This is a genomic window from Arsukibacterium sp. UBA3155 (assembly GCA_002364615.1).
Taxonomy (GTDB): domain Bacteria; phylum Pseudomonadota; class Gammaproteobacteria; order Enterobacterales; family Alteromonadaceae; genus Alishewanella.
In genome coordinates, this window is sequence record DEYP01000025.1 from 232263 (window position 1) to 251561 (window position 19299).

A 19299-nucleotide genomic window follows, 5' to 3' on the forward strand; every position below is an offset into this window, starting at 1 on the left:
TAAATGGCTGATCTGGCGGCAGCAGAGCGGCGTAACATTGACTACTATTCTCAAGAGTCAGGATTTATGGCCAAGCTTATCGTTATCCTCGCAGACCAGCTTAGTCCGGCATTACCCTCATTGCGTGAAGCAAAAAGTGACGACGTTTTTTTATTTGCTGAAGTTAAACAGGAAGCCAGTTACGTTAAGCACCATAAACATAAAATTATTTTACTGTTTAGTGCCATGCGACACTTTGCCGAGGTGTTACGCCAGCAAGACCGTAACGTTATCTATTTAGACTATCAACAAGGTTTTGATTCATTAACTTCTGCGATTGAACATAGCCTGAAACAGTATCCGAAGCTTAGTGGCATTATGCTGACGGAATGCGGCGAGTATCGCTTGGCGCAGGAAATTAACGCATGGCAGCAGGCTTTCAATTTACCCGTCGATATTTTAGAAGATGACCGTTTTCTGTGCAGCGCCAGGATGTTTGCCAAGTGGGCAGATGGACGTAAGCAACTACGAATGGAATATTTCTACCGGGAGATGCGCCGCTACACCGGACTGCTGATTGACGCAAAGCAGCAGCCTGTTGGTGGCCAGTGGAACTTTGATAAAGCCAATCGGAAGAGCCCGCCATCAGATCTGAAAGCGGTTGCCCCGTTACAATTTAAACCTGATGAGATCACCGCTGACGTGATAAAGCTGGTGCAGCTACATTTTGCAGATAATCCGGGATCAGCAGATAACTTTTGTTACGCAGTAACGGGCAAGCAAGCCAGGGCAGCATTTAAACACTTTGTTAAAGAGCAACTGGCTAAATTTGGCGACTACCAGGATGCGATGGTGCTGGATCAACCTTTCCTGTTTCACAGTATTTGTTCAATATATTTAAATTGTGGGTTGCTTGATGTGCGCTGGATGTGTCAGAAAGTTGAGGCGGCGTATCAGGAAGATAACGTCGCGATAAATGCGGCGGAAGGCTTTATCAGGCAACTGATTGGCTGGCGCGAATACGTGCGTGGTTTGTATTGGCTGCTCATGCCAGAATATAAAGAACGAAACTTTTTAAAAGCAGAACGACCCTTACCCGGGTTTTACTGGCACGGCAAAACCAAAATGCGTTGCATGCAGCAAGCGGTCAGCCACACCATGACGCACGCTTACTCACACCACATTCAACGGCTGATGATAACCGGTAATTTCGCGCTGCTAAGCGGCCTTGATGTTACTGAAGTCACAGACTGGTATCTGGCTGTGTACGCCGATGCCTATGAGTGGGTGGAGTTGCCTAATACTTTGGGCATGGCGTTATTTGCGGATGAAGGCGTGCTTGCATCAAAACCCTATGCCGCCAGTGGTGCCTATATAAACCGAATGAGTAACTACTGTCAGAATTGTCACTACAAGGTAAAAGAAAGTACCGGCGAGCATGCCTGTCCGTTTAATGCGCTTTACTGGGACTTTCTGGCCAGAAACGAAGACAAGCTTGGTGGCAATGCCCGAATGCAATTGGCCTATAAAAATTGGTACAACAAAACAGCAGAACAGCAACAGGCACTCCGCGATAAAGCAGATGAATATTTGATAAATCTGGAGCAACTTTGAGCTGCCTGGTATTGCTGGACAAAACCCTGCGACTGCATGACAACCCGTTGTTATGTCAGGCAGGCATAGCAGATAGCAGCCTGCCTTTAGTGGCTGTGGTTTGCCTTGATGAAAAAGCTTTTTTTGGCCATCAGTATGGCGTAGCACGAGCCAGTCTGCTCCGGCTGCAACAGCAACTGCAGCTGATAGCAAAGAGCAAGCAGGCACTGGCTAAATTAAATATTGGCCTGGTGACCTTATTTGGTGAACCGATAACTGAATTAACTGCCCTGGCCCAGGCACTTAATGTAACTCAGATCCTGACAGCAGCACCGGTTGGCTATCACGAGCAACAACTCGTTATGCAACTTGCACAGCGCTTTGAGGTTATTACCGACGATGTAAACAGTTTACTGGGTAGCCCCTCCCTCGCACCGCAATTACCTGATTTGCCGGATAGCTTCAGTAAGTTTCGCAAGCAGCGGGAACCGCTGTTGCAAGTTGACGTTGCGGTGCCTGAGTTTACACCCCAGCCACAGCAGCGATGGCTGACACCTGCAAACACCGCTGAGTTTTGTGAGAACTTCAGCCAGTTAGCCGCCTTTAGTCAGCCAGGCAGCCTACCGGGTAGCGGCGAGCGACAAGCACTGCACCGGCTTGATGATTTTATCTGGCAAAAACAGGCTATTCGTCATTACAAAATCAGCCGTAATGGTTTGCTGGGTGAGTATTATGCCAGCAAATTTTCGGCAGCGTTGGCTTCTGGCTGTTTATCTGTGCGCTTTTGCTGGCAGCAGATTGTTCAATTTGAGCAGCAACAGTTGGCGAACGACTCAACATACTGGCTTAAATTTGAGCTGTTATGGCGGGAGTTTTTCCGCTGGCAGTTTCGAAAATATGGTAAAGCCTGGTTTAGTAACAGTGCGATAAAAGGCCCACTGGATTTCAGTAAGCCCCACCTTAACGCGTCACAGCAAAAAAACTTTAACCACTGGTGCGCCGGACAAACCGGGGTTCCCTTTATCGATGCCAATATGCGCTTGCTAAACACCACTGGGTTAATGAGCAATCGCGGCCGGCAAAATGTGGCGAGCTTTCTGATCCATGACCTTGGCATTGACTGGCGACTTGGCGCTGCTTATTTTGAGCAGCGTCTGCTCGATTACGATGTCGCCAGCAACTGGGGCAACTGGGCTTATATTGCCGGCAGCGGCAACAGCGGCGAGCGCCAGTTTAACGTGATTAAGCAAGCGCTTAACTATGATAGAAGCGGTGATTTCGTTCGTACCATGTTGCCGGAACTTTCAGCGCAGGGCAGCCTGATCCATCAGCCTGGCCCGGGGGTAAATGTTCCTGAGCACTGGCAACATTGGCTGTCGAAACTGACTGATAGTAAGACCTGAGCAAATGACCAGTCTGGTATGGTTTAAACGGGATTTACGGCTGCAGGATCACCAGCCTTTGTGGGATGCCGCTAAGCAAGGCCCGGTATTACCGGTGTACATTATTGAACCCGATTACTGGCAGCAGCCCGATACGTCACTGCGTCACTGGCAATATATTGCCCAGGCTTTGCAAGAACTTGATCAGCAGCTAAGCGCGCTCGGTCAGCCGTTATTAGTTGTTAAAGGCGCAGCCACCGTGGTGCTTCGCCAACTGTGCCAGCAGTTTGCGATACAACGGGTATTCAGCCACGAGGAAACCGGTAATTTATGGACCTATCAGCGTGATCTGGCTGTTGGCAGGCTGTTGAAAAACCTACAGATCCCCTGGCAACAACACCGCCAGTTTGCCGTGTTCCGCCGCTTAGCAGACCGCGACAATTGGTTTGAATTAGCAGACAACTGGCTGAAATCAGCGACATGTCCCACGCCTGACAAACTGCCGTGGCTTACCTCAGGCAGCAGCGCTGCGTCACTCTGGCCCCACCGTGGCAAAGATTTACCTGCAGTTAGCATCCTGCAAACAGCAGCAGACGCCGAAGCTACCTTTCACAGCTTTACTGAGCAGCGCAGCCGCCACTACCGACAGCATATTTCATTGCCAGCCAAAGCAGAGCGCAGCGGTTCCCGCTTAAGCCCAGCCATTAGTTATGGTCAGCTTAGTTTACGCCAATTGCAGCAAGACAGTTTGCTGGCGCTGAAACAGCAAACCGAGCTGCGGCATAAGCAAGGGTTGCAGGCCTTTTTCAGCCGCTTACGCTGGCATTGTCACTTTATGCAGAAACTGGAAGATGAACCGGCGATTGAGTTTTATAATATGCATCGGGGTTTTGATGGTATGCGCGAGGATGATTTTAATCCGGCATTGTTCAACGCCTGGAAAAATGGTCAGACTGGCTACCCGTTAATTGATGCCGCCATGCGTTGCCTGTTGGCCACTGGCTGGCTGCATTTTCGTGGTCGCGCTATGCTGGTGGCCTTTGCCAGTTATCACCTGTGGTTGCACTGGCGCCCGGTCGCGCTGCATTTAGCGCAATGTTTTGTTGATTACGAACCCGGGATACATTATCCACAAATTCAGATGCAGGCGGGCACTACCGGCATTAATCCCTATCGGATGTATAACCCGATAAAACAAAGTCAGCAAAAAGATGCCGATGGCCAGTTTATCCGCCAGTGGTTGCCAGAGCTGCGGCAGTTACCGAACAGTTGGCTGCACACGCCCTGGCTACTGCCACCAGTACTGCAGCAGCAATATGGCTGTATTATTGATGGCAGTTACCCGGCACCGATTGTTGATTTACAGCAGGCGCAGCAGCAAGCCAGAGCAAAATTACGGTTTTGGCTTAACAACCGGCCCAAAGCGCAATGGCAACACCAGAAACAGGCAGTAGTGCAGCGCCATGCCAGTCGCAAACGACCCGAGGCACGCAAAAAAACACCCTCTAAAGATCAGTTGAGCTTTGACTGGTAAATCGTATTCAGATTAGCTTAGATGGCGTCCTCATCTTCTTCGCCTGTCCGGATCCGAACCACCCGCTCCACTTCAAACACAAATATTTTACCATCGCCAATCCGACCGGTTTGTGCGGTCTTCATTATGGCCTCAACACAACGCTCTACCAATTCATCACCAACGATAATTTCTAATTTAACCTTAGGCAGAAAATCAACCATATACTCTGCACCACGATAGAGTTCGGTATGGCCTTTTTGCCGGCCAAAGCCCTTTACCTCGGTCACTGTCATGCCCGTTATTTTGATATCGGCCAGTGCTTCCCGCACATCGTCAAGTTTAAAAGGCTTAATAATGGCTTCAATTTTTTTCATCACGAATTCCAAAGCTTAGGGCCAGAAGTTAGCGCCAGTATAATACATGCGCCGGCCTGCATCAGCTTTTTAGCAGCAATTAGTTGATCCTATTTCTGTCAGATACGTTAAGATATTGTGCTTTTTAAAACCACAGGCTAACTAAAATGCAGGCTGAACACATCATTGCCCAAATGCGGGTTTTACCTGAAATAGATGCAGAAGTTGAAATCCAGCGCCGGATCAAATTTATAAAACAACAATTACGTGATGCCGGCATGACCAGTCTGGTCCTTGGCATTAGCGGCGGCGTAGATTCGACGACCTGTGGCCGGCTGGCTCAAATGGCCATCGACGAACTCAACATTGAGCATGGTGCTGGCTATCAGTTTATTGCGGTTCGTCTGCCCTATGGTAAACAGCATGATGAAGATGAAGCCCAACTGGCTATCCGCTTTATTAAACCAACCAGCGTAATAAGCGTCGATATTAAAGCATCGGCTGATGCCATGCATCAGACTACTCTGACCGCACTTTCAGGTGCCAGCGACAGCACAATAAGTGAAGCAAAAGCCGATTTTGCTAAAGGTAATGTTAAAGCTCGCTGCCGGATGATAGCGCAGTATCACATTGCGGCGCTTAATAATGGCCTGGTGCTGGGTACCGATCATTCTGCTGAAAATATTACCGGCTTCTATACCAAATGGGGTGACGGTGCCTGCGATTTAGCCCCTCTCTTTGGCTTAAGTAAACGCCAGGTTCGCGCCCTTGCTGCTAAGTTAGGCGCGCCACAAGTGCTGGTTGGAAAAACGCCAACGGCAGATTTAGAATGCCTTGCTCCACAAAAAGCCGATGAGGCTGCATTGGGGCTGACGTATGATCAAATAGATGATTTTCTGGAGGGGAAACCTGTCGCACCTGAAGTTGCGCAGCGTTTAATAAGTATTTATCTGAAAACCCAACATAAACGCGACCCTATACCGACGATTTACGACTAACGCCTCGTGCACTGTTGAATCGTATACAGGTCAATAATTACATCGTTAACGCATCATGGTGCCAGCATACCGACACAAAAATACAATTATTAAATATCTTTGCTACACTTTGCTTACCTTAATTCTGGTTTGCAAGGAATGCATTAATGACTCACTTTTCAAAGCATGCAGGGCTCACCCTGCTTGAATTAGTGCTGGGTTTGGCAATTATGGCTATTTTGTTGCAGGTTGCCCTGCCCGCCATGGCTGAATTAATTAACAAGCAGCGCGCTGGTAGTTATATGGCGCAGTTTAGCCGCCACCTGGGTTTCGCCAGGATCCAGGCGGCAAACAGCCAGCAGCCGGTAAGAGTCTGCCCCCTGTCGGGTAGCGAATGTCAGAGCAACTGGCACAATTACCCCCTGATAATGAGCTTAATTAACCCACACACTGATACCGAATTTATGTTGCGGCAGATACCGCCGGTTTTCAGCCAGCACCAATTAAAATATAACCGCAGTCAGATACAGTTCCGCCGGGATGGCAGTTTAAATGCGTTAGAGAATGGCACTTTCTATTATTGCCCGCAGCCAACGTTTCGCTGGCATTATACACTGGTACTGAACCAGGCAGGACGGAACCGTTTAACCTTTCATCACAGTCCCTGCCCTGACTAAAGTTAGTCCCAGCAAAACAATGACGATGGCAAACTACGATTACGCTGACCGGTATGGTCGAGGGTGAATACCAGGCACTCAGTATCTGCCGTCTGTGGGCCCCGGGCCGTTGCTTCAAGGGTAAAGCTGCCAGCATCACGCAGCACTACCTGTAACTGATAGCGTCCGCTGGCGGTCATACCATCTGATGCTACGCCCAGTGCCGCAACATTATCGGTGTAGAAACCATAATCTGCTAACCGCCGCTCCTGAATATTCGCAGCCGTCAGCAACACCCGGCTCGCCTCAGCACGATGGGTTTTTAACACATACTGCTGATAAGACGGGTAGGCAATCGCACTAAGAATGCCTACTATCGCAACCGCAACCATTAGCTCGATTAAGGTAAAACCGTTGCGCACTATTGCGACCATTAATGTGCCCCTGTTTCATGCCGGTAGGTTGCCAACTTCAGCCAACGGGGAAACTCGTCCAGTTTTAATTGCTCGGTACAGTCCGGGCATGCGGACGAGATCACCTGTAGATCTTCCAGTACCCGTTGCTGCTCATCGGTATTGTCCAGAACCAACGCTGCAGTGCCATCAGATTGCCGCTGCAACTTTAATTGCCCCTCGCCATTTAGCAGCCGAAAACGGCGCTGACTGTACACCAGACCGGCACTGTGCAATTGCATGGCCACAATATCGTGCTCTGCGCTCTGATCTGCACATGTTTCTGCACTAAAGTCACTGGTAGCCACCGCACTGTAGATTACACCTGCCACTACCTTGGGTGGCTGGGTAACCTGACCAGATAAGCGGGCCCACCAGCCGGCACTATTGACGATATTTCTCCATTGTTCGCGGCTAAGTCCCTCTTCCCGCTCAATCTCGGTTAACACAGTGCGGTCAAACAAGGCATCAAACTCAATAGGGTCTGATACCGGAACATGAGTTGGCAGGCGCACCGTAAACAATGCATCCTCACCAGTTGCAATATTCCTGGCAATCAGTAGCAACTTATGGTGCCTGCCTGCTAAACCCTCCGGGCGCAACAGCAAAGGTAAGCTCACGTCAATTACCCCTGCGCTGGCAATAAACCGCCAGTCTGGTTGGGTTAAATCGGCTAGCAGGCGTGTTGGGCCAAAGCCTGCTGCATTTACCTGGGTTAGCCAAATCCGGCCAGCAATATCGGTGCTGATAAGTTGATCAATAAGACCATCATAATCGCTGTCCAGCGGCTCGGGTCTGGCATAAAAGGCAGCGGCAACGCCTGTACTGTCTGGCAATGGCCAGCGGTACAATGATGCCAGTGCTAGCGGACTATCAGCGGAATACAGTTGAAGCTGACCAGCGCCATCATGCTCGTTGTGATGCAAGAATCGCTGTACCGGACCAGAACTACTGCTACCTTTTATTTCCAGCATCCGTGGTTCTGCCGGTGCACGCCAGCATGTTGCAGTGGTTGCCAGAGCACTGAAGCAAAACACGACAGTCGCGAGCAAGGAAAGTAAGACTATGGCCAGTAGCGGAGCGAGTTTTAACCACTGCTGGATCTGCACCGCTGTTTTTCTACTGGTTTTAAACTGCGCACTTGCACGGTTAGTCTGCACTTAGCACCTCCCCGTCGACAATTTTTTGGCGCAGCAACATACTGCTGTAACTGGTGGCAAAGCGGCTGTCGTCCGATAGCAAGCTGGTTGCCAGTGTCAGCAAATCACATTGCACAAGTGTGTCAGACCACACCGCATAACTGGCCGGGCAACGGCTGACAACGGTTAAATCGGTTTCGCTAATGTCATCGGTGGTGTCAGTCACTGAATTCAGATGAAGTGCCAGGGCTTGTTGCTCAAACAGCAATTGCCGCTGGGCACTTTGGGCCGATTTAATACTCATCTGGCTGATAAATAAATTTGCACTGACAATTAACAGCATTATCAGCAGAAATATTAATGCGCTTATAAGCGCCATACCACTCTGTCGCATACAACCTCCCTGTTGTGGGTAGTCATTCTCTGTAGATGAAATAACTGCTTTTCGATTGTTTAACTAAAAGTTGCCGGCGCGGCGACTGCGACTAAAAGGCAGCATTATTAAAATAAACGCTACCGGCCAATAGCAGCCGTCGGTAATGATCATCGGGCGCTTCAAACCGGATGGTACCCATCTGATAAATTTGCTGATTGACATAACTCGGATCCGGTAACGTGCTGCGCACTAAAATATAAAACCGGATGCTGACAATATGGCCCAGTTGCTGTTGCCAGTGTTCGCGGCGCATTAACGCAGTTGGCAGCGTATAATTTAAGCGGCCATCCGCATCACTATCGATGCCAAATTCAAAATGCAGGCGCTCTACCCCGTCGATAACTGAATCGGTTGCGATCCGGGCGCTACCCGCAGCGGAGCGAACTAACCTTTTTCGCATCAATACCGGAATGATCTTTCCATCAACACGCTGATTTTGAATATAAAAAACTAAATGCTGATAAGGATAATACAGACTGTCAACTTCAAGCCCCGGACTATCCTGACTGACAAAACGGCTTTGTTGCCAATGTGGCGTAATATAAAACCGGTTGGGCCTCAACTCTGCTGAGTTGACCGCCAGGCCAATCGCTCTTTTCAGTTGTAATACTTCACTATCGACGGCTAGCGATGTCAGACAATTAAGCTGGCGCCCTGATGTTGCGACTTTGCCATACAAACTGGTAAAAGCCTGACCCGCGACGGGAAAACTGCCACTATCCAGCTCATCTTCAATACAATCCGGCGCTGGCGGCACTATCTCAACAGCCGCTTGGCTTATATCGTTCAGACTAACGCCACCCCAAAAGCCGGTATTCTGTAATTCGTTGTGCAACAGGTTTAGCGCCAGCTGGCCATTTTGTTGCAACTGTGCCAATTGCTGGCTTTGTTTGGAGGACGCTGCCAGGCTGATAAAAATTTGCACGGTGAAACCGAGCAGCACCAGCCCTAGCAGCATGGCGATTAACAGTTCTACCAGTGAAAACCCACGGCCGGACATTATTACGGAACCCGCGCGGTCAATGCCAGAGCAGAGCGACCCGGGCCCGCTTCGCAGCTTAATGTGGTGGTATCTTCTGCATTAGCTCTTTGCTGCCAGCTAGCCTGCAACTGCACGCTACTCCCGGCAAACTGCAGACAAAACTGTGGCGAGAATAAAGGTGCTGCACGCTCTGTTTCGCTTTGCCACAACTGCTGCCAACGCGCTAACTGATAATCACGCAATTGCGTAGCATTGCAGCTAACCTCAGCCGAACAGTCTGGCATTTCTGCCAGGCTAGCTGCATTAAGTTCAAGGGAAAAAGCAGGGTGGTCGGTAAGCACGGCGCCAAGCTCCTGTACCAGGGTAGCACTTAGTGCAACCGCGGTAGTTCGTTGCGTGGCATCTATTACGTATTGTAAAGCGAGGGTTTGCCCGGCTAGTACGCCAAGCAACCCCAATTTAAGGATCAGTAAGGTGATTAAAACTTCCAGCAGACTCACACCGCGTTGTAACCGCATATCCGTATGCCATAGCCAATTAATTTAACTATAAAGTTACAACATTATTTCAAAAGATCAAATTTTAGCCAAAATTAATTACCAGCAGCGTTGCACATCAGCAACAGCAAAACCGCCATTAGCCCCTCTGCGCCCGGCCTGATTCAGGGTAAGCGTGCCGCAGCCATCAGCAGCCTGAGCTGTGCTAGGCACAGCGCTTAGCAGAAACGTACGTGCTGTTGGTTCAGCAGACTCAAAAGTATAGCGACCAGCCACATCATCCATGCATTGCATTGCCGGCAATACGACTCCATCATAAGAAAAGGCCGCTGTGTACCCGCGCTCCATAAACTGGGCTTGCTCCATCAGGCAGGAAGCTGCCGCCGTGCGATTCGTACGCTGCACATAAGTCTGATAAGAGGGGTAAGCAATAGCAGCTAAAATGCCAATTATTGCTACGACCACCATAAGCTCAATCAGGGTCACGCCTTGCTGTTTATATTTCATAATACCACTCATTGATTAGTAAGCTCGCGCCAGGATACCCGGCCGCGAAGTACTCCGGGAGCAACAGTTAAATTAGCAATACGGGTATCCGCTAAACCCACAACCATTTTGTCCTCAAAAAATACCGGTTCGCTTGGCATACCGTCAAAACGGACGCCAGTGACCGGCACTACAACGTCATCAACCGTTAAGCCATCTTCACTATCCACCACACCGTCATTGTTTCTATCGAAAAATAAATAACTTAAACGACTGCCGGTATAGGGGCTAACGGACATAACCCAACCACTACCCTGAGGGTTACAGTCATTGTCGCCCGGCGTAATGGTATTGATCACCAGACTATTACCGACCAGCTGAGGCCGGTTAACTATCCGTTCTCTGGCATCACCTAAATCGATATACCAGCCCCGCATACTTAACATATCGTAAGGCGCACCAGGCTCAATAACCCTGGCATTATCAGCCTGTGACACGATATCACGTTGTTTTAAATCTGCTCTGCCATTAATCACAATACCGTCACGAATGCCATACCAGCTATTTGGATCGCTTAGCAGTGGGTCTTCGCTGGACAGCATTTTACCGGTACCAAAAAATACCCATAAATGGCCGGTTTCCGGCTGCGCAGATAAAGACAGACCACCGGTTATCGCTTGCGCATCGCCTACGGCATCTTTGGCAGCAAATAAAGGCTGACCACTGTAAGCAACATTCCATTCTGATGGATTAGTAGAAGAAAGATCAAACTTCCAGATATTGCCTAATAAATCACCGCCAAAGAACCAATCGGTATTGCCGTCGCCAGTCGCATCCCAGCCCTCAACCTGGCCTAAACCATTTGGTGAACCACTGGTGGTCTCCAGTTTTTTCAAAACTTCACCATTGGCCAGGTCTATAATCAGCAACCCTGCTTTATTGGTGCTGTTGTTATAACCGTAGCCCGCGACTGCCACCCATTTACCGTTATTCAAACGGGCAATAACCGGTTTATTTGTCGTCACGCCAAGTTCAGGATAACGCTTATCCCAAAGTACTTTACCTGCAGCGGTTGCCGACGTTAAGGCAGAGGGGTCAGTAACATCAATGGCAAATAAACTATCACCACCACGGCCCAGTGAACCCAGCAATATTGAACGCCAGGCACTACCTATATAAGCATCAAACACCACAGAAGAGCCATCAACATAATATTTATGTTGATACTCAGGATCTGCGTAAGATTCTAAATCTGCATCTTCAGTTAAGATCTGTCTTGGCACATAGGCCATCACTTCAGTACCGTTGCTGCCGTTGAACGCATGCAACATACCGTCGTTCGCACCAACATAAACCATAGGCGCTCTGGCAGCATTACTGATTAAAAACGACCGGTAGCTGCTGGCACCGTCCCAGTTATACCGTTGGTAATTGCGGTTAACCGGCGCGGCAAGATAAAGTGGCGAAGAGTTAGCAATATCACCCAGCAACGACACCCGACGCCGGAACTGGGCACTATCACCTACCTCCAGCGATTGATCACCACGCAGGTAATTAATCAGGTTAATTTTGCCACTCAAGGCATTGCCATCAGCAGTCACATTAGTTGGTGTAAAGTCGGCAGCGATGCCACTGGTTTTGCCAAATAAAATTTTGCGACTGTCCCAAGCCGGGAAATTTGACTCCCATATGGGGGTATTCACATCGTCAATATTAAAGGACTTCAGCGAACCACTCCACTCACCAGAGTTAAAGCTACCCTGGTACACGAAGTTATCAGCCTGCATTGAGGTGGTAGTACCTGCCAGGTTAGATGCAGACGCTACACGGTCAATAATCGCAGTAAGCGTACGCTCCAGCTTTGATGCAAACTCATCCGGTTTATCGGCAGTGAAAAAGCCACCCCGACCATTCACAGAGGCATGCAGTAAATCATCGATTTTTGCTGGATTTGAACTTGGACTAAGCCAATTGATCGTGGCACCGCTGTTTATTGCCGCGAAGGCATCATCTGGTTCAATATTACCAACAACGCCTAAACCAATACCGAAGGTGACCATATGCTGCCAGAATGCTGGATTGATGGTACTGGTGGGTACCCGGTTATCCAGATCAGTGCGTAAATCGGCCTTCCAAAACTTCATCGCTATATCAGCTAACGTTTTGTTACGGCTATCTGAAAAAGGCGCAACCGGTGTATAAGTGTAATTTCCGCCAGTATCGCCGACAGGTCTTAAAATAGTGGTTCCAGCGGTACCGTCTTGGTTACCTACTGAAATATCATCGGAATCTGACCAATAGCCATCCGTCATTAATATCGTAAAACTCTGTCTGCACGATATATGATCAACAGGTGCTTCCGTACCTGAACCCGGGTTAACTCCCCAAGGGCCTTTACTATCGTCTCTGGAGTAATATTCGCCTGCCGCATTTAGCGCCGATAGCAAGGGTGTACCTGCAGCTGGCATCGCTCTGTTATATAAATCACTAAAGAAAGTTGCTTTAGCACCCTCTTTAAACTCGCGCACACCTCGAACGATAACACTCGTGTTGACACCATCAACACTTGAGCTAGATTTATTCAAAGCACCAAAGCCAACCCGCATTTTCTCTGATTGACCGACAAAGGCACGGCCGATACCTGCTCTACTGGTCAGAATACGCGAACGGTGATAAGTGTACCAATTGGCAAAATTCTGAATTTCCTGGGCGTATGTACATACGCCCGCAGTACAATCTGTACGGCTTGTCCGGCCATGACCACTATAAACCGCGGTGGTAGGTTTTATTTCGACTTTGGTGTAATTGCCCCAGACCCAGTTACTGCCGCCATTATGATTAAAATATGACGCCGGCCAAAAATTTCTTACTGATTCATCACTTTCCGTAGTACAGCCACCCGTGCTGCTGGTACAACGCACCCAACGGCTATCGTTATAGTTAGAGTTGGTCACCGTCAAATTTCGGGCCCTACTATTCACTGCGCTACTTGGGCAAGAGCCTGTTCTGACTGGGTTATGCCACGCACAAGAGGGATTGGCATTTGGCATAGCCGTACCATCTGCGTTCACCCAGGTTTTATAGGTTACAGAAGGGTCGTAGTAACTTTTATTCATTTGCGGCGAACGGGAAAAAGCATTATAAGGCTGACCATCCTGCACCGTGGGCACCCGGTTATTATAATCTCCAGCTTCGTAAATACCGTCAGCACGAGGAAAGATATAACGGGCGCTTTCTAAAATTGCTTCATCGGGTAACAATTCAAATTGCATCGAACCGGAGTCATCGATAATAAACATAATATTCGGTGGTACAGAGCTACCGGTTTGCAACGGCGTTTGCGAAATTTCTATTGCCGCATGCGCTACCGCTGAGCCAAATAACATGCTCGCCAGAAAAGCACACTTCACTGGCAGCATTTTTGAGCGTAATAATTTCATTGTCATATCCTCAGCGGCGCCAGATAGTTTGCAAAGTCACTTCAGCCCGGCCCGGTGTGGCCGGGGTCCTGGCAGTAATCCGAAAGGTAGGTTGTAAACAGCCTACCGGAGGTGTAGTGGCACGGTCACAGAGTGGTGGGAAAGCCCAGTCTCCCATATACTCCACAATATAGATTGCCGGGTTGGCCAGGCCAGTGTTCATTGGTGGTGCCCCTAACCAGGTTGCCGGCACACCCGGTGCCCAGCGATCGGCAGCAACCGGATCTGGAATATCATAAAAACCCGCGTTATTAATTAAAGCTACCGGACCACCAGGCAGCGGTGCGGTATCCAGAGTTCGCTCTGCAACTAACAAGGCAGCTTCGGCTTGCTGTAACGCAAGCTGGCGATCATGTAAATTACCTGTCATCTGTTCCTGGACAGTGGTACGTTTCATATTACTGACAGCCAGCAAGGTTATTGCCAATAGCAACAGTAAACTGACGACCAGAGCGACGCCCTGTTGTTTAGAATATAACTTGTGCACCATTACCCCCTAACCTGTTACGAAGTGACACCAGAAAACTAATATTCCGGACGCTATCTGGAACTTCGAGCCCTTGCATTACCGCCTCGTCCAGCTCAACAGTGACATTTACCGCGATAATCCTGCCCCAGTTGCCAGCGGCAGTCACCGCTGCAGCGGTTTCAAAATTCATCGTAATACCGTTTAAAAACAGCATTTGCATATCAACGACACCAAACAACACTTCTTCGTTAACCTGGCTATCACCAATTAAGGAAGCGCGATATAACGAATGCACTGCTGCGTCATCCTGACTGGGTGCCACAAACCAGGCTATTGACTCAAAGCGCATAAACATCGCGTTGTTGGTAAAACTTCGCGCTGGTGCGGTACCCGGAACCCATGGGCTGATAAACCCCAAATTAGCATCGGCATTTAAACCATTGTCATCATGAGTTACGGTATCACCTGTAACCGTTGCTACTTGAAAAATACTGGCCTCATTTTCGTCACATGCGATAGCTACCTCTCCGGCATCCACCACTGAATCAGCATTTAAGGTAAACGTTGTGCCGTCATAATTGCGGATAGAATTACTGTTACCCGCAGCAAACATCAATCGTAAAGCCTGAGTATCATTTTTTGGCGCAAGCCCGTTAATTGCCGGTGCTGGTGCGGCTATTCCAACAATGCCAGAACCATTAGTCCAGTCTGCCCAAGCCGGGCGCACTCCGGCTAACGCGATAGTATTGCCCACTCTGGGAGAGTTATTGCAACCTGAAAAGCCGGCATTACGAATATCCTGTGACATTAACTGAAAACTAAGGCGAGCCGTGCTTTGCAGTTCGCTTAATGCCATATTTGCCCGACTGGTAGTTTGGTTGGCAATAAAGACACCAATAACGCCGCCAAGAACTACTAATCCCAGTACCATGGCAATCATTAACTCAACCAGTGAAAAACCCTGCTGTTTAATTTTCATGGCATTACCTGCGTTACAATTTCGTTATTAGCACCTAACCGCTCATCACCCCAGTTAATTTTTACGGTATAACGGTCTACATCCCAGCTTACTTCAGGGCATGTTTCCTGACGGGTAGCTTCTTTAACATCCAGCACCCAGTTAGCGGTTCCTAATTCCGTACTGCCTACACAATCACTGAATGCATAATTACCTAACCGTGCCTGTGCCGGGTTGGCACGTAACAGTTCCGCCAGAGAATCAGTAAGAATCACCGCCATGGTGCGCTCCAACGAGCTGTTAGTATTACGCATACTGGATGTCTGTAACGCGGCAACGCCCAGCAAACCGATCCCCAGCACCAACACCGATACCAGTACTTCCAGTAAGGATACGCCATGCTGTTTTTTTAAACCTAATGGGTGATTTCTCATTTTTAGCACCTTATCAAACCGGATTAGCCGGGGTTGGACAGCTATCAGCTACATCATTACTCACCACCCGGGTACGGCCCCCGGAGCGAAGCTCAATATCCCGACTATTCGGGGTAATGGGGTTGTCTGGCAGACAAATACGTATAATGCCATTTAAGGCGTTATTGGCGGTACCGCTGCGAATTAATCCCTGCGGACTAAACCGGATAGAACTCCCGGTACTACCAATTGTTGCCTCCACCACACTGTCACTGCCCTGAACCGTTAAATTGGATGACAACATCACGCTGCTGGCAATCGGAGTGGCGTCAATAGTGCCGCGAACTAACCAGCCCTGCCAACCCGCTGAAGGCGCCGCGGAGCAAGTTTCGCCATCTGCAGAATGACAAAAAATCATGCTTTGGTTCTGCTTTATAGCTTCGGTTCTGGCCAGAATAAGGCCGGCCAGAATATCGTTAGCCTGAGATGTAAGCCGGTTACTGTTCACCAAACTGGCGAAGCTCGGCACCGCCACAGTCAGCACTATGGCTAACACCGCGACGGTTACCATCAATTCAATCAGGGTAAAGCCATATTGCCAGCCGATGGGTAAGTGCTGGTTCTGCCTGTTATCTGCAACCACTAATGCCATAGTGTTTCCCATTTCTGTGTTATTTAATTGATTAAAACTTTTTGATAGCGTTACCCTAACAAAAGGCGTTGTCTATTCCTATTGCGACCCGGACTAAAGGTTTATTCTGCCGATAAGCGGCATCGTGTCTAAACGGTTATTACCGCCACGTTAACTCCGGTTGAGCTTTAACGCCTCTTTTACCTGACCGAGCGCCCGGCGACTAACTTCCAGCCGGTCGTCAAGCGCGAATAACTCAATATAATGTTTGCCATCAGCGGTTGACCGTAACGCACTAAAATAGCTTTTGTTTATTAACGTACTACGGTGAATACGCACCAATTGCTCGGGAAAGCGTTGCTGCAATTGATTCAGGCTAAGCTCCAGTAAAGCTTCACCGTCTTCAAAAACCATGCGTACGTATTTACTGTCAGCACTAAAATATTGCACTTTGCTTAGTCCAATCTGGCGGGTTGCGGATCCAAGCTGATAGCTGATAGTCTCATCTGCTGCTGCCTGGCGACCGATGTGCGCCCGGGTTCGATTCCCCAGCCGAGCCAGCGCTGCAGCAAGCCGTTCAGCTGAAACCGGCTTTAAAATATAATCCGCCGGGCAAACCTGATACGCATCCAGCGCATGCTGTGGGTGCGCTGTGACAAATATAATAGCCGGTGGCAGCGCCTGACTGGCCAGAGTCGCGGCCAGTTGCAGACCATCACCACCTGGCATGGCGATATCCAGCAGCAATACATCGGGCTGCAATTGTCGGCACATTGTCAGCGCTTGCTGGCTGTTATGCGCCTCACCAACACAACTGAAACCGCTAATCGGCCCAAGTAAACGTCGAAGCCTGGCTCTTGCCAGTGGTTCATCATCAACAATCAGTACTTTCATCCGCCCGGGCCAGCCTGGTTTTTAGGAAGCACCAGTTTAACCCGGAACTGTCCATTAACAATACTGCGGTTTAAACTGGCGCTGTCGCCAAAATACAGTTGCAAGCGTTGCCGGATATTGGCCAGCGCCACGCCATTACTGCGGCTTCTATCCAGCGCAGGTGCAAAAGGATTAGTAATAAGCACAGTAACCGACTGAGTACTGTTAATCAGTTCAATATCAATGGTACCGCCATATTGCGCGCTTTCAATACCGTGACGCACGGCATTTTCCAGCAAAGGCTGTATGGTCAGCGCCGGTACCTGTAATTTGGGTAAGCTTGCTGGTAACTGCCAGTTCTGGCACATGCGCTCACCCAGCCGCCACTGCTCCAGCGCCAGATATTGCCTGGCAAGGGTCAGCTCATCGGTCAGACTAATTTGCTCGCCCGCATGCATTGCCGCACGAAATAAGTCGGCCAGATTTAATAAGGCCTGCTCGGCAGCCTGGCTGTCATGCTGAGTAAGTTCAGCTGCAGTATTTAAACTGTTAAATAGAAAGTGTGGCTGGATCCGTGCCTGCAACGCTCCTAATTCGGCCCGGCTCTGTGCTGCAAGCTGCTGACTGCGCTCGGCATGCATCAGTCCAAGCTGAATGGCCATTAACCCCACCACCAGAGCTATCATCAGATTTGCCAGAATAAAATGGACAAAATGTTGGGAAAGCAACACGCCGGCATCATGCAACCATAACCAGGCAAGACTACTTATCAGCGCTGTGATCACACACAAAATTAACAGACAGCTGGCGGCTATGGATAGTGGTTTTTGCCGGGCCAATACCGGCCGCAGCTTGCAGTAACTGTAACCCGACAGCAGGGCTATCCAGTGCACAAATAAACTGATTAACCCCAAACGTTGCCAGGGGCTTTCAGCGGTACCTGGCGCAAAAGCCAGTAAAATAGCCACAGCCTGTGCCAGTACCAGTACTCTGAGCACCATCCTGCCGTGGCATAGATCAGGCAGAGGAAATAGCAGGTTAGACTTGCCGGTTACTGAATTATTCACCTGTCCTCCTGCCTGATGTTATGTATGGCTTAACGCAGCTCTGCCGGTATGGCAAACACCACATTCTCTGGCCTGCCCGGATTTTCGTTCACCGTTTGGCCGCCCCACATTTTAAGTTGCGCTACCACTTGCTGCACGAGTACCTCAGGTGCTGATGCGCCGGCAGTAACCCCTACCGCGTTAATGTTCTGCAGCCAGCTTTGCTGAATATCATTGGCGGTATCAATTAAGTAAGCCGTACAGCCCATTTTCTCGGCCAGCTCACGTAAACGGTTCGAATTACTGCTGTTTTTTGCCCCTACCACTAACAGTAAATCAGCTTTTGATGCTAAATCACGTACTGCATCCTGCCGGTTTTGAGTGGCATAACATATATCATCTTTTCGAGGGCCGTCGATATCAGGGAAGCGCTGGCGCAGTGCGGCAATAACATCTGCAGTATCGTCAACCGACAACGTGGTCTGGCTGGAATAACACAGCTGTTCTGAATTCTTTACCTGCAACCTGGCGACGTCTTCAACCGACTCAACCAGATAAATGCCGCCTTGCGGATTATCATACTGGCCCATGGTGCCTTCTACTTCAGGATGTCCGGCGTGGCCAATCAAAATACATTCAATACCCTTGCGACTGGCCCGGGTCACTTCCATATGCACTTTGGTCACTAAGGGACAGGTAGCATCGAATACTTTTAACCCGCGTTGTTTGGCGTTTTCGCGCACGGCCTGTGATACACCATGCGCACTGAAAATGACGATGTTACCATCGGGTACTTCATCCAGTTCATCCACAAACACAGCGCCACTGCGGCGCAAGCCATCTACCACAAACTTGTTGTGCACGACTTCATGGCGCACATAAATAGGATGCTCATATAATTCGAGAGCCCGCTCGACAATACTGATGGCGCGGTCTACCCCGGCACAAAAGCCACGCGGGTTGGCTAATAAAATATCCATTT

The 19299-nt window shown here is 49.3% G+C and carries 20 protein-coding genes; 5 read left to right on the forward strand and 15 right to left on the reverse strand.

The genetic code is table 11. The annotated features are described in order from the left end of the window. Window positions 1–3: 3 nt before the first annotated feature. Genes B2X65_RS12975 through B2X65_RS12985 form a run of 3 tightly spaced genes read left to right on the forward strand, consistent with a single transcriptional unit; the run spans window position 4 to window position 4488 of the window. Window positions 4–1593, forward strand: a complete 1590-nt coding sequence (locus tag B2X65_RS12975; RefSeq protein ID WP_290613155.1) for a cryptochrome/photolyase family protein — start codon at window positions 4–6, stop codon at window positions 1591–1593. Beyond that, on the forward strand, window positions 1590–2975 hold the full coding sequence (locus tag B2X65_RS12980) for a DASH family cryptochrome (RefSeq protein WP_290613157.1): 1386 nt from the start codon (window positions 1590–1592) through the stop codon (window positions 2973–2975). Before B2X65_RS12975 ends, B2X65_RS12980 begins: the two co-directional genes overlap by 4 nt. Before the next feature lie 4 nt (window positions 2976–2979). After that, window positions 2980–4488, forward strand: coding sequence for an FAD-binding domain-containing protein (locus B2X65_RS12985; RefSeq protein ID WP_290613159.1), 1509 nt, complete (start codon window positions 2980–2982; stop codon window positions 4486–4488). A gap of 17 nt (window positions 4489–4505) precedes the next feature. Here B2X65_RS12985 and glnB read toward each other — a convergent pair whose 3' ends face one another. Then, window positions 4506–4844, reverse strand: coding sequence for a nitrogen regulatory protein P-II (glnB, locus tag B2X65_RS12990; RefSeq protein WP_290613161.1), 339 nt, complete (start codon window positions 4842–4844; stop codon window positions 4506–4508). Window positions 4845–4990: 146 nt separating this feature from the next. On the opposite strand from glnB, the gene nadE reads away from it, so the two are divergent. Both nadE and B2X65_RS13000 read left to right on the forward strand, forming a co-directional pair. Next, complete coding sequence (gene nadE / locus B2X65_RS12995) at window positions 4991–5821, forward strand: ammonia-dependent NAD(+) synthetase (RefSeq protein WP_290613163.1); 831 nt, start codon at window positions 4991–4993, stop codon at window positions 5819–5821. A 146-nt stretch (window positions 5822–5967) separates the two neighbouring features. Next, the gene (locus tag B2X65_RS13000) at window positions 5968–6477 is read left to right on the forward strand and encodes a GspH/FimT family pseudopilin (RefSeq protein ID WP_290613165.1); all 510 of its coding nucleotides are present in this window, start codon (window positions 5968–5970) and stop codon (window positions 6475–6477) included. Between the two features lie 2 nt (window positions 6478–6479). Here B2X65_RS13000 and B2X65_RS13005 read toward each other — a convergent pair whose 3' ends face one another. The 14 genes from B2X65_RS13005 to ispH all read right to left on the reverse strand — a co-directional run bounded on the left by B2X65_RS13005 (window position 6480) and on the right by ispH (window position 19297). Next, window positions 6480–6890 (reverse strand): type IV pilin protein, encoded by a 411-nt coding sequence (locus B2X65_RS13005; RefSeq protein WP_290613167.1) that lies wholly within the window; start codon window positions 6888–6890, stop codon window positions 6480–6482. Next, window positions 6890–8068, reverse strand: coding sequence for a hypothetical protein (locus B2X65_RS13010; protein WP_290613169.1), 1179 nt, complete (start codon window positions 8066–8068; stop codon window positions 6890–6892). Before B2X65_RS13010 ends, B2X65_RS13005 begins: the two co-directional genes overlap by 1 nt. Continuing rightward, window positions 8058–8441, reverse strand: coding sequence for a hypothetical protein (locus B2X65_RS13015; protein WP_290613171.1), 384 nt, complete (start codon window positions 8439–8441; stop codon window positions 8058–8060). The genes B2X65_RS13010 and B2X65_RS13015 overlap by 11 nt, the downstream gene beginning before the upstream one ends. 91 nt (window positions 8442–8532) lie before the next feature. Next, window positions 8533–9483, reverse strand: coding sequence for a PilW family protein (locus tag B2X65_RS13020; RefSeq protein WP_290613176.1), 951 nt, complete (start codon window positions 9481–9483; stop codon window positions 8533–8535). A gap of 2 nt (window positions 9484–9485) precedes the next feature. Next, entirely contained in the window at window positions 9486–9983 is a 498-nt protein-coding gene (locus B2X65_RS13025) for a hypothetical protein (protein WP_290613178.1), read from the reverse strand. Window positions 9984–10061: 78 nt separating this feature from the next. Continuing rightward, on the reverse strand, window positions 10062–10469 hold the full coding sequence (locus B2X65_RS13030) for a type IV pilin protein (RefSeq protein ID WP_290613180.1): 408 nt from the start codon (window positions 10467–10469) through the stop codon (window positions 10062–10064). An 8-nt stretch (window positions 10470–10477) separates the two neighbouring features. Further along, a complete protein-coding gene (locus B2X65_RS13035; protein ID WP_290613183.1) occupies window positions 10478–13888 on the reverse strand; it encodes a pilus assembly protein in 3411 nt (1136 codons plus the stop codon). 10 nt (window positions 13889–13898) lie between these two features. Continuing rightward, window positions 13899–14417, reverse strand: coding sequence for a pilus assembly PilX family protein (locus B2X65_RS13040; protein ID WP_290613185.1), 519 nt, complete (start codon window positions 14415–14417; stop codon window positions 13899–13901). After that, window positions 14395–15375: a prepilin-type N-terminal cleavage/methylation domain-containing protein gene (locus B2X65_RS13045; protein WP_290613187.1), complete on the reverse strand. Its 981-nt coding sequence runs from the start codon at window positions 15373–15375 to the stop codon at window positions 14395–14397. The genes B2X65_RS13040 and B2X65_RS13045 overlap by 23 nt, the downstream gene beginning before the upstream one ends. Next, the gene (gene pilV, locus B2X65_RS13050; protein ID WP_290613189.1) at window positions 15372–15788 is read right to left on the reverse strand and encodes a type IV pilus modification protein PilV; all 417 of its coding nucleotides are present in this window, start codon (window positions 15786–15788) and stop codon (window positions 15372–15374) included. Before pilV ends, B2X65_RS13045 begins: the two co-directional genes overlap by 4 nt. A gap of 13 nt (window positions 15789–15801) precedes the next feature. Next, complete coding sequence (locus B2X65_RS13055; RefSeq protein WP_290613191.1) at window positions 15802–16419, reverse strand: GspH/FimT family pseudopilin; 618 nt, start codon at window positions 16417–16419, stop codon at window positions 15802–15804. A 150-nt stretch (window positions 16420–16569) separates the two neighbouring features. After that, window positions 16570–17292: a LytR/AlgR family response regulator transcription factor gene (locus B2X65_RS13060; RefSeq protein WP_290613194.1), complete on the reverse strand. Its 723-nt coding sequence runs from the start codon at window positions 17290–17292 to the stop codon at window positions 16570–16572. Continuing rightward, window positions 17289–18338 (reverse strand): sensor histidine kinase, encoded by a 1050-nt coding sequence (locus B2X65_RS13065; protein WP_290613197.1) that lies wholly within the window; start codon window positions 18336–18338, stop codon window positions 17289–17291. The genes B2X65_RS13060 and B2X65_RS13065 overlap by 4 nt, the downstream gene beginning before the upstream one ends. Before the next feature lie 29 nt (window positions 18339–18367). Continuing rightward, complete coding sequence (gene ispH / locus B2X65_RS13070; RefSeq protein WP_290613199.1) at window positions 18368–19297, reverse strand: 4-hydroxy-3-methylbut-2-enyl diphosphate reductase; 930 nt, start codon at window positions 19295–19297, stop codon at window positions 18368–18370. Window positions 19298–19299: the final 2 nt, after the last annotated feature.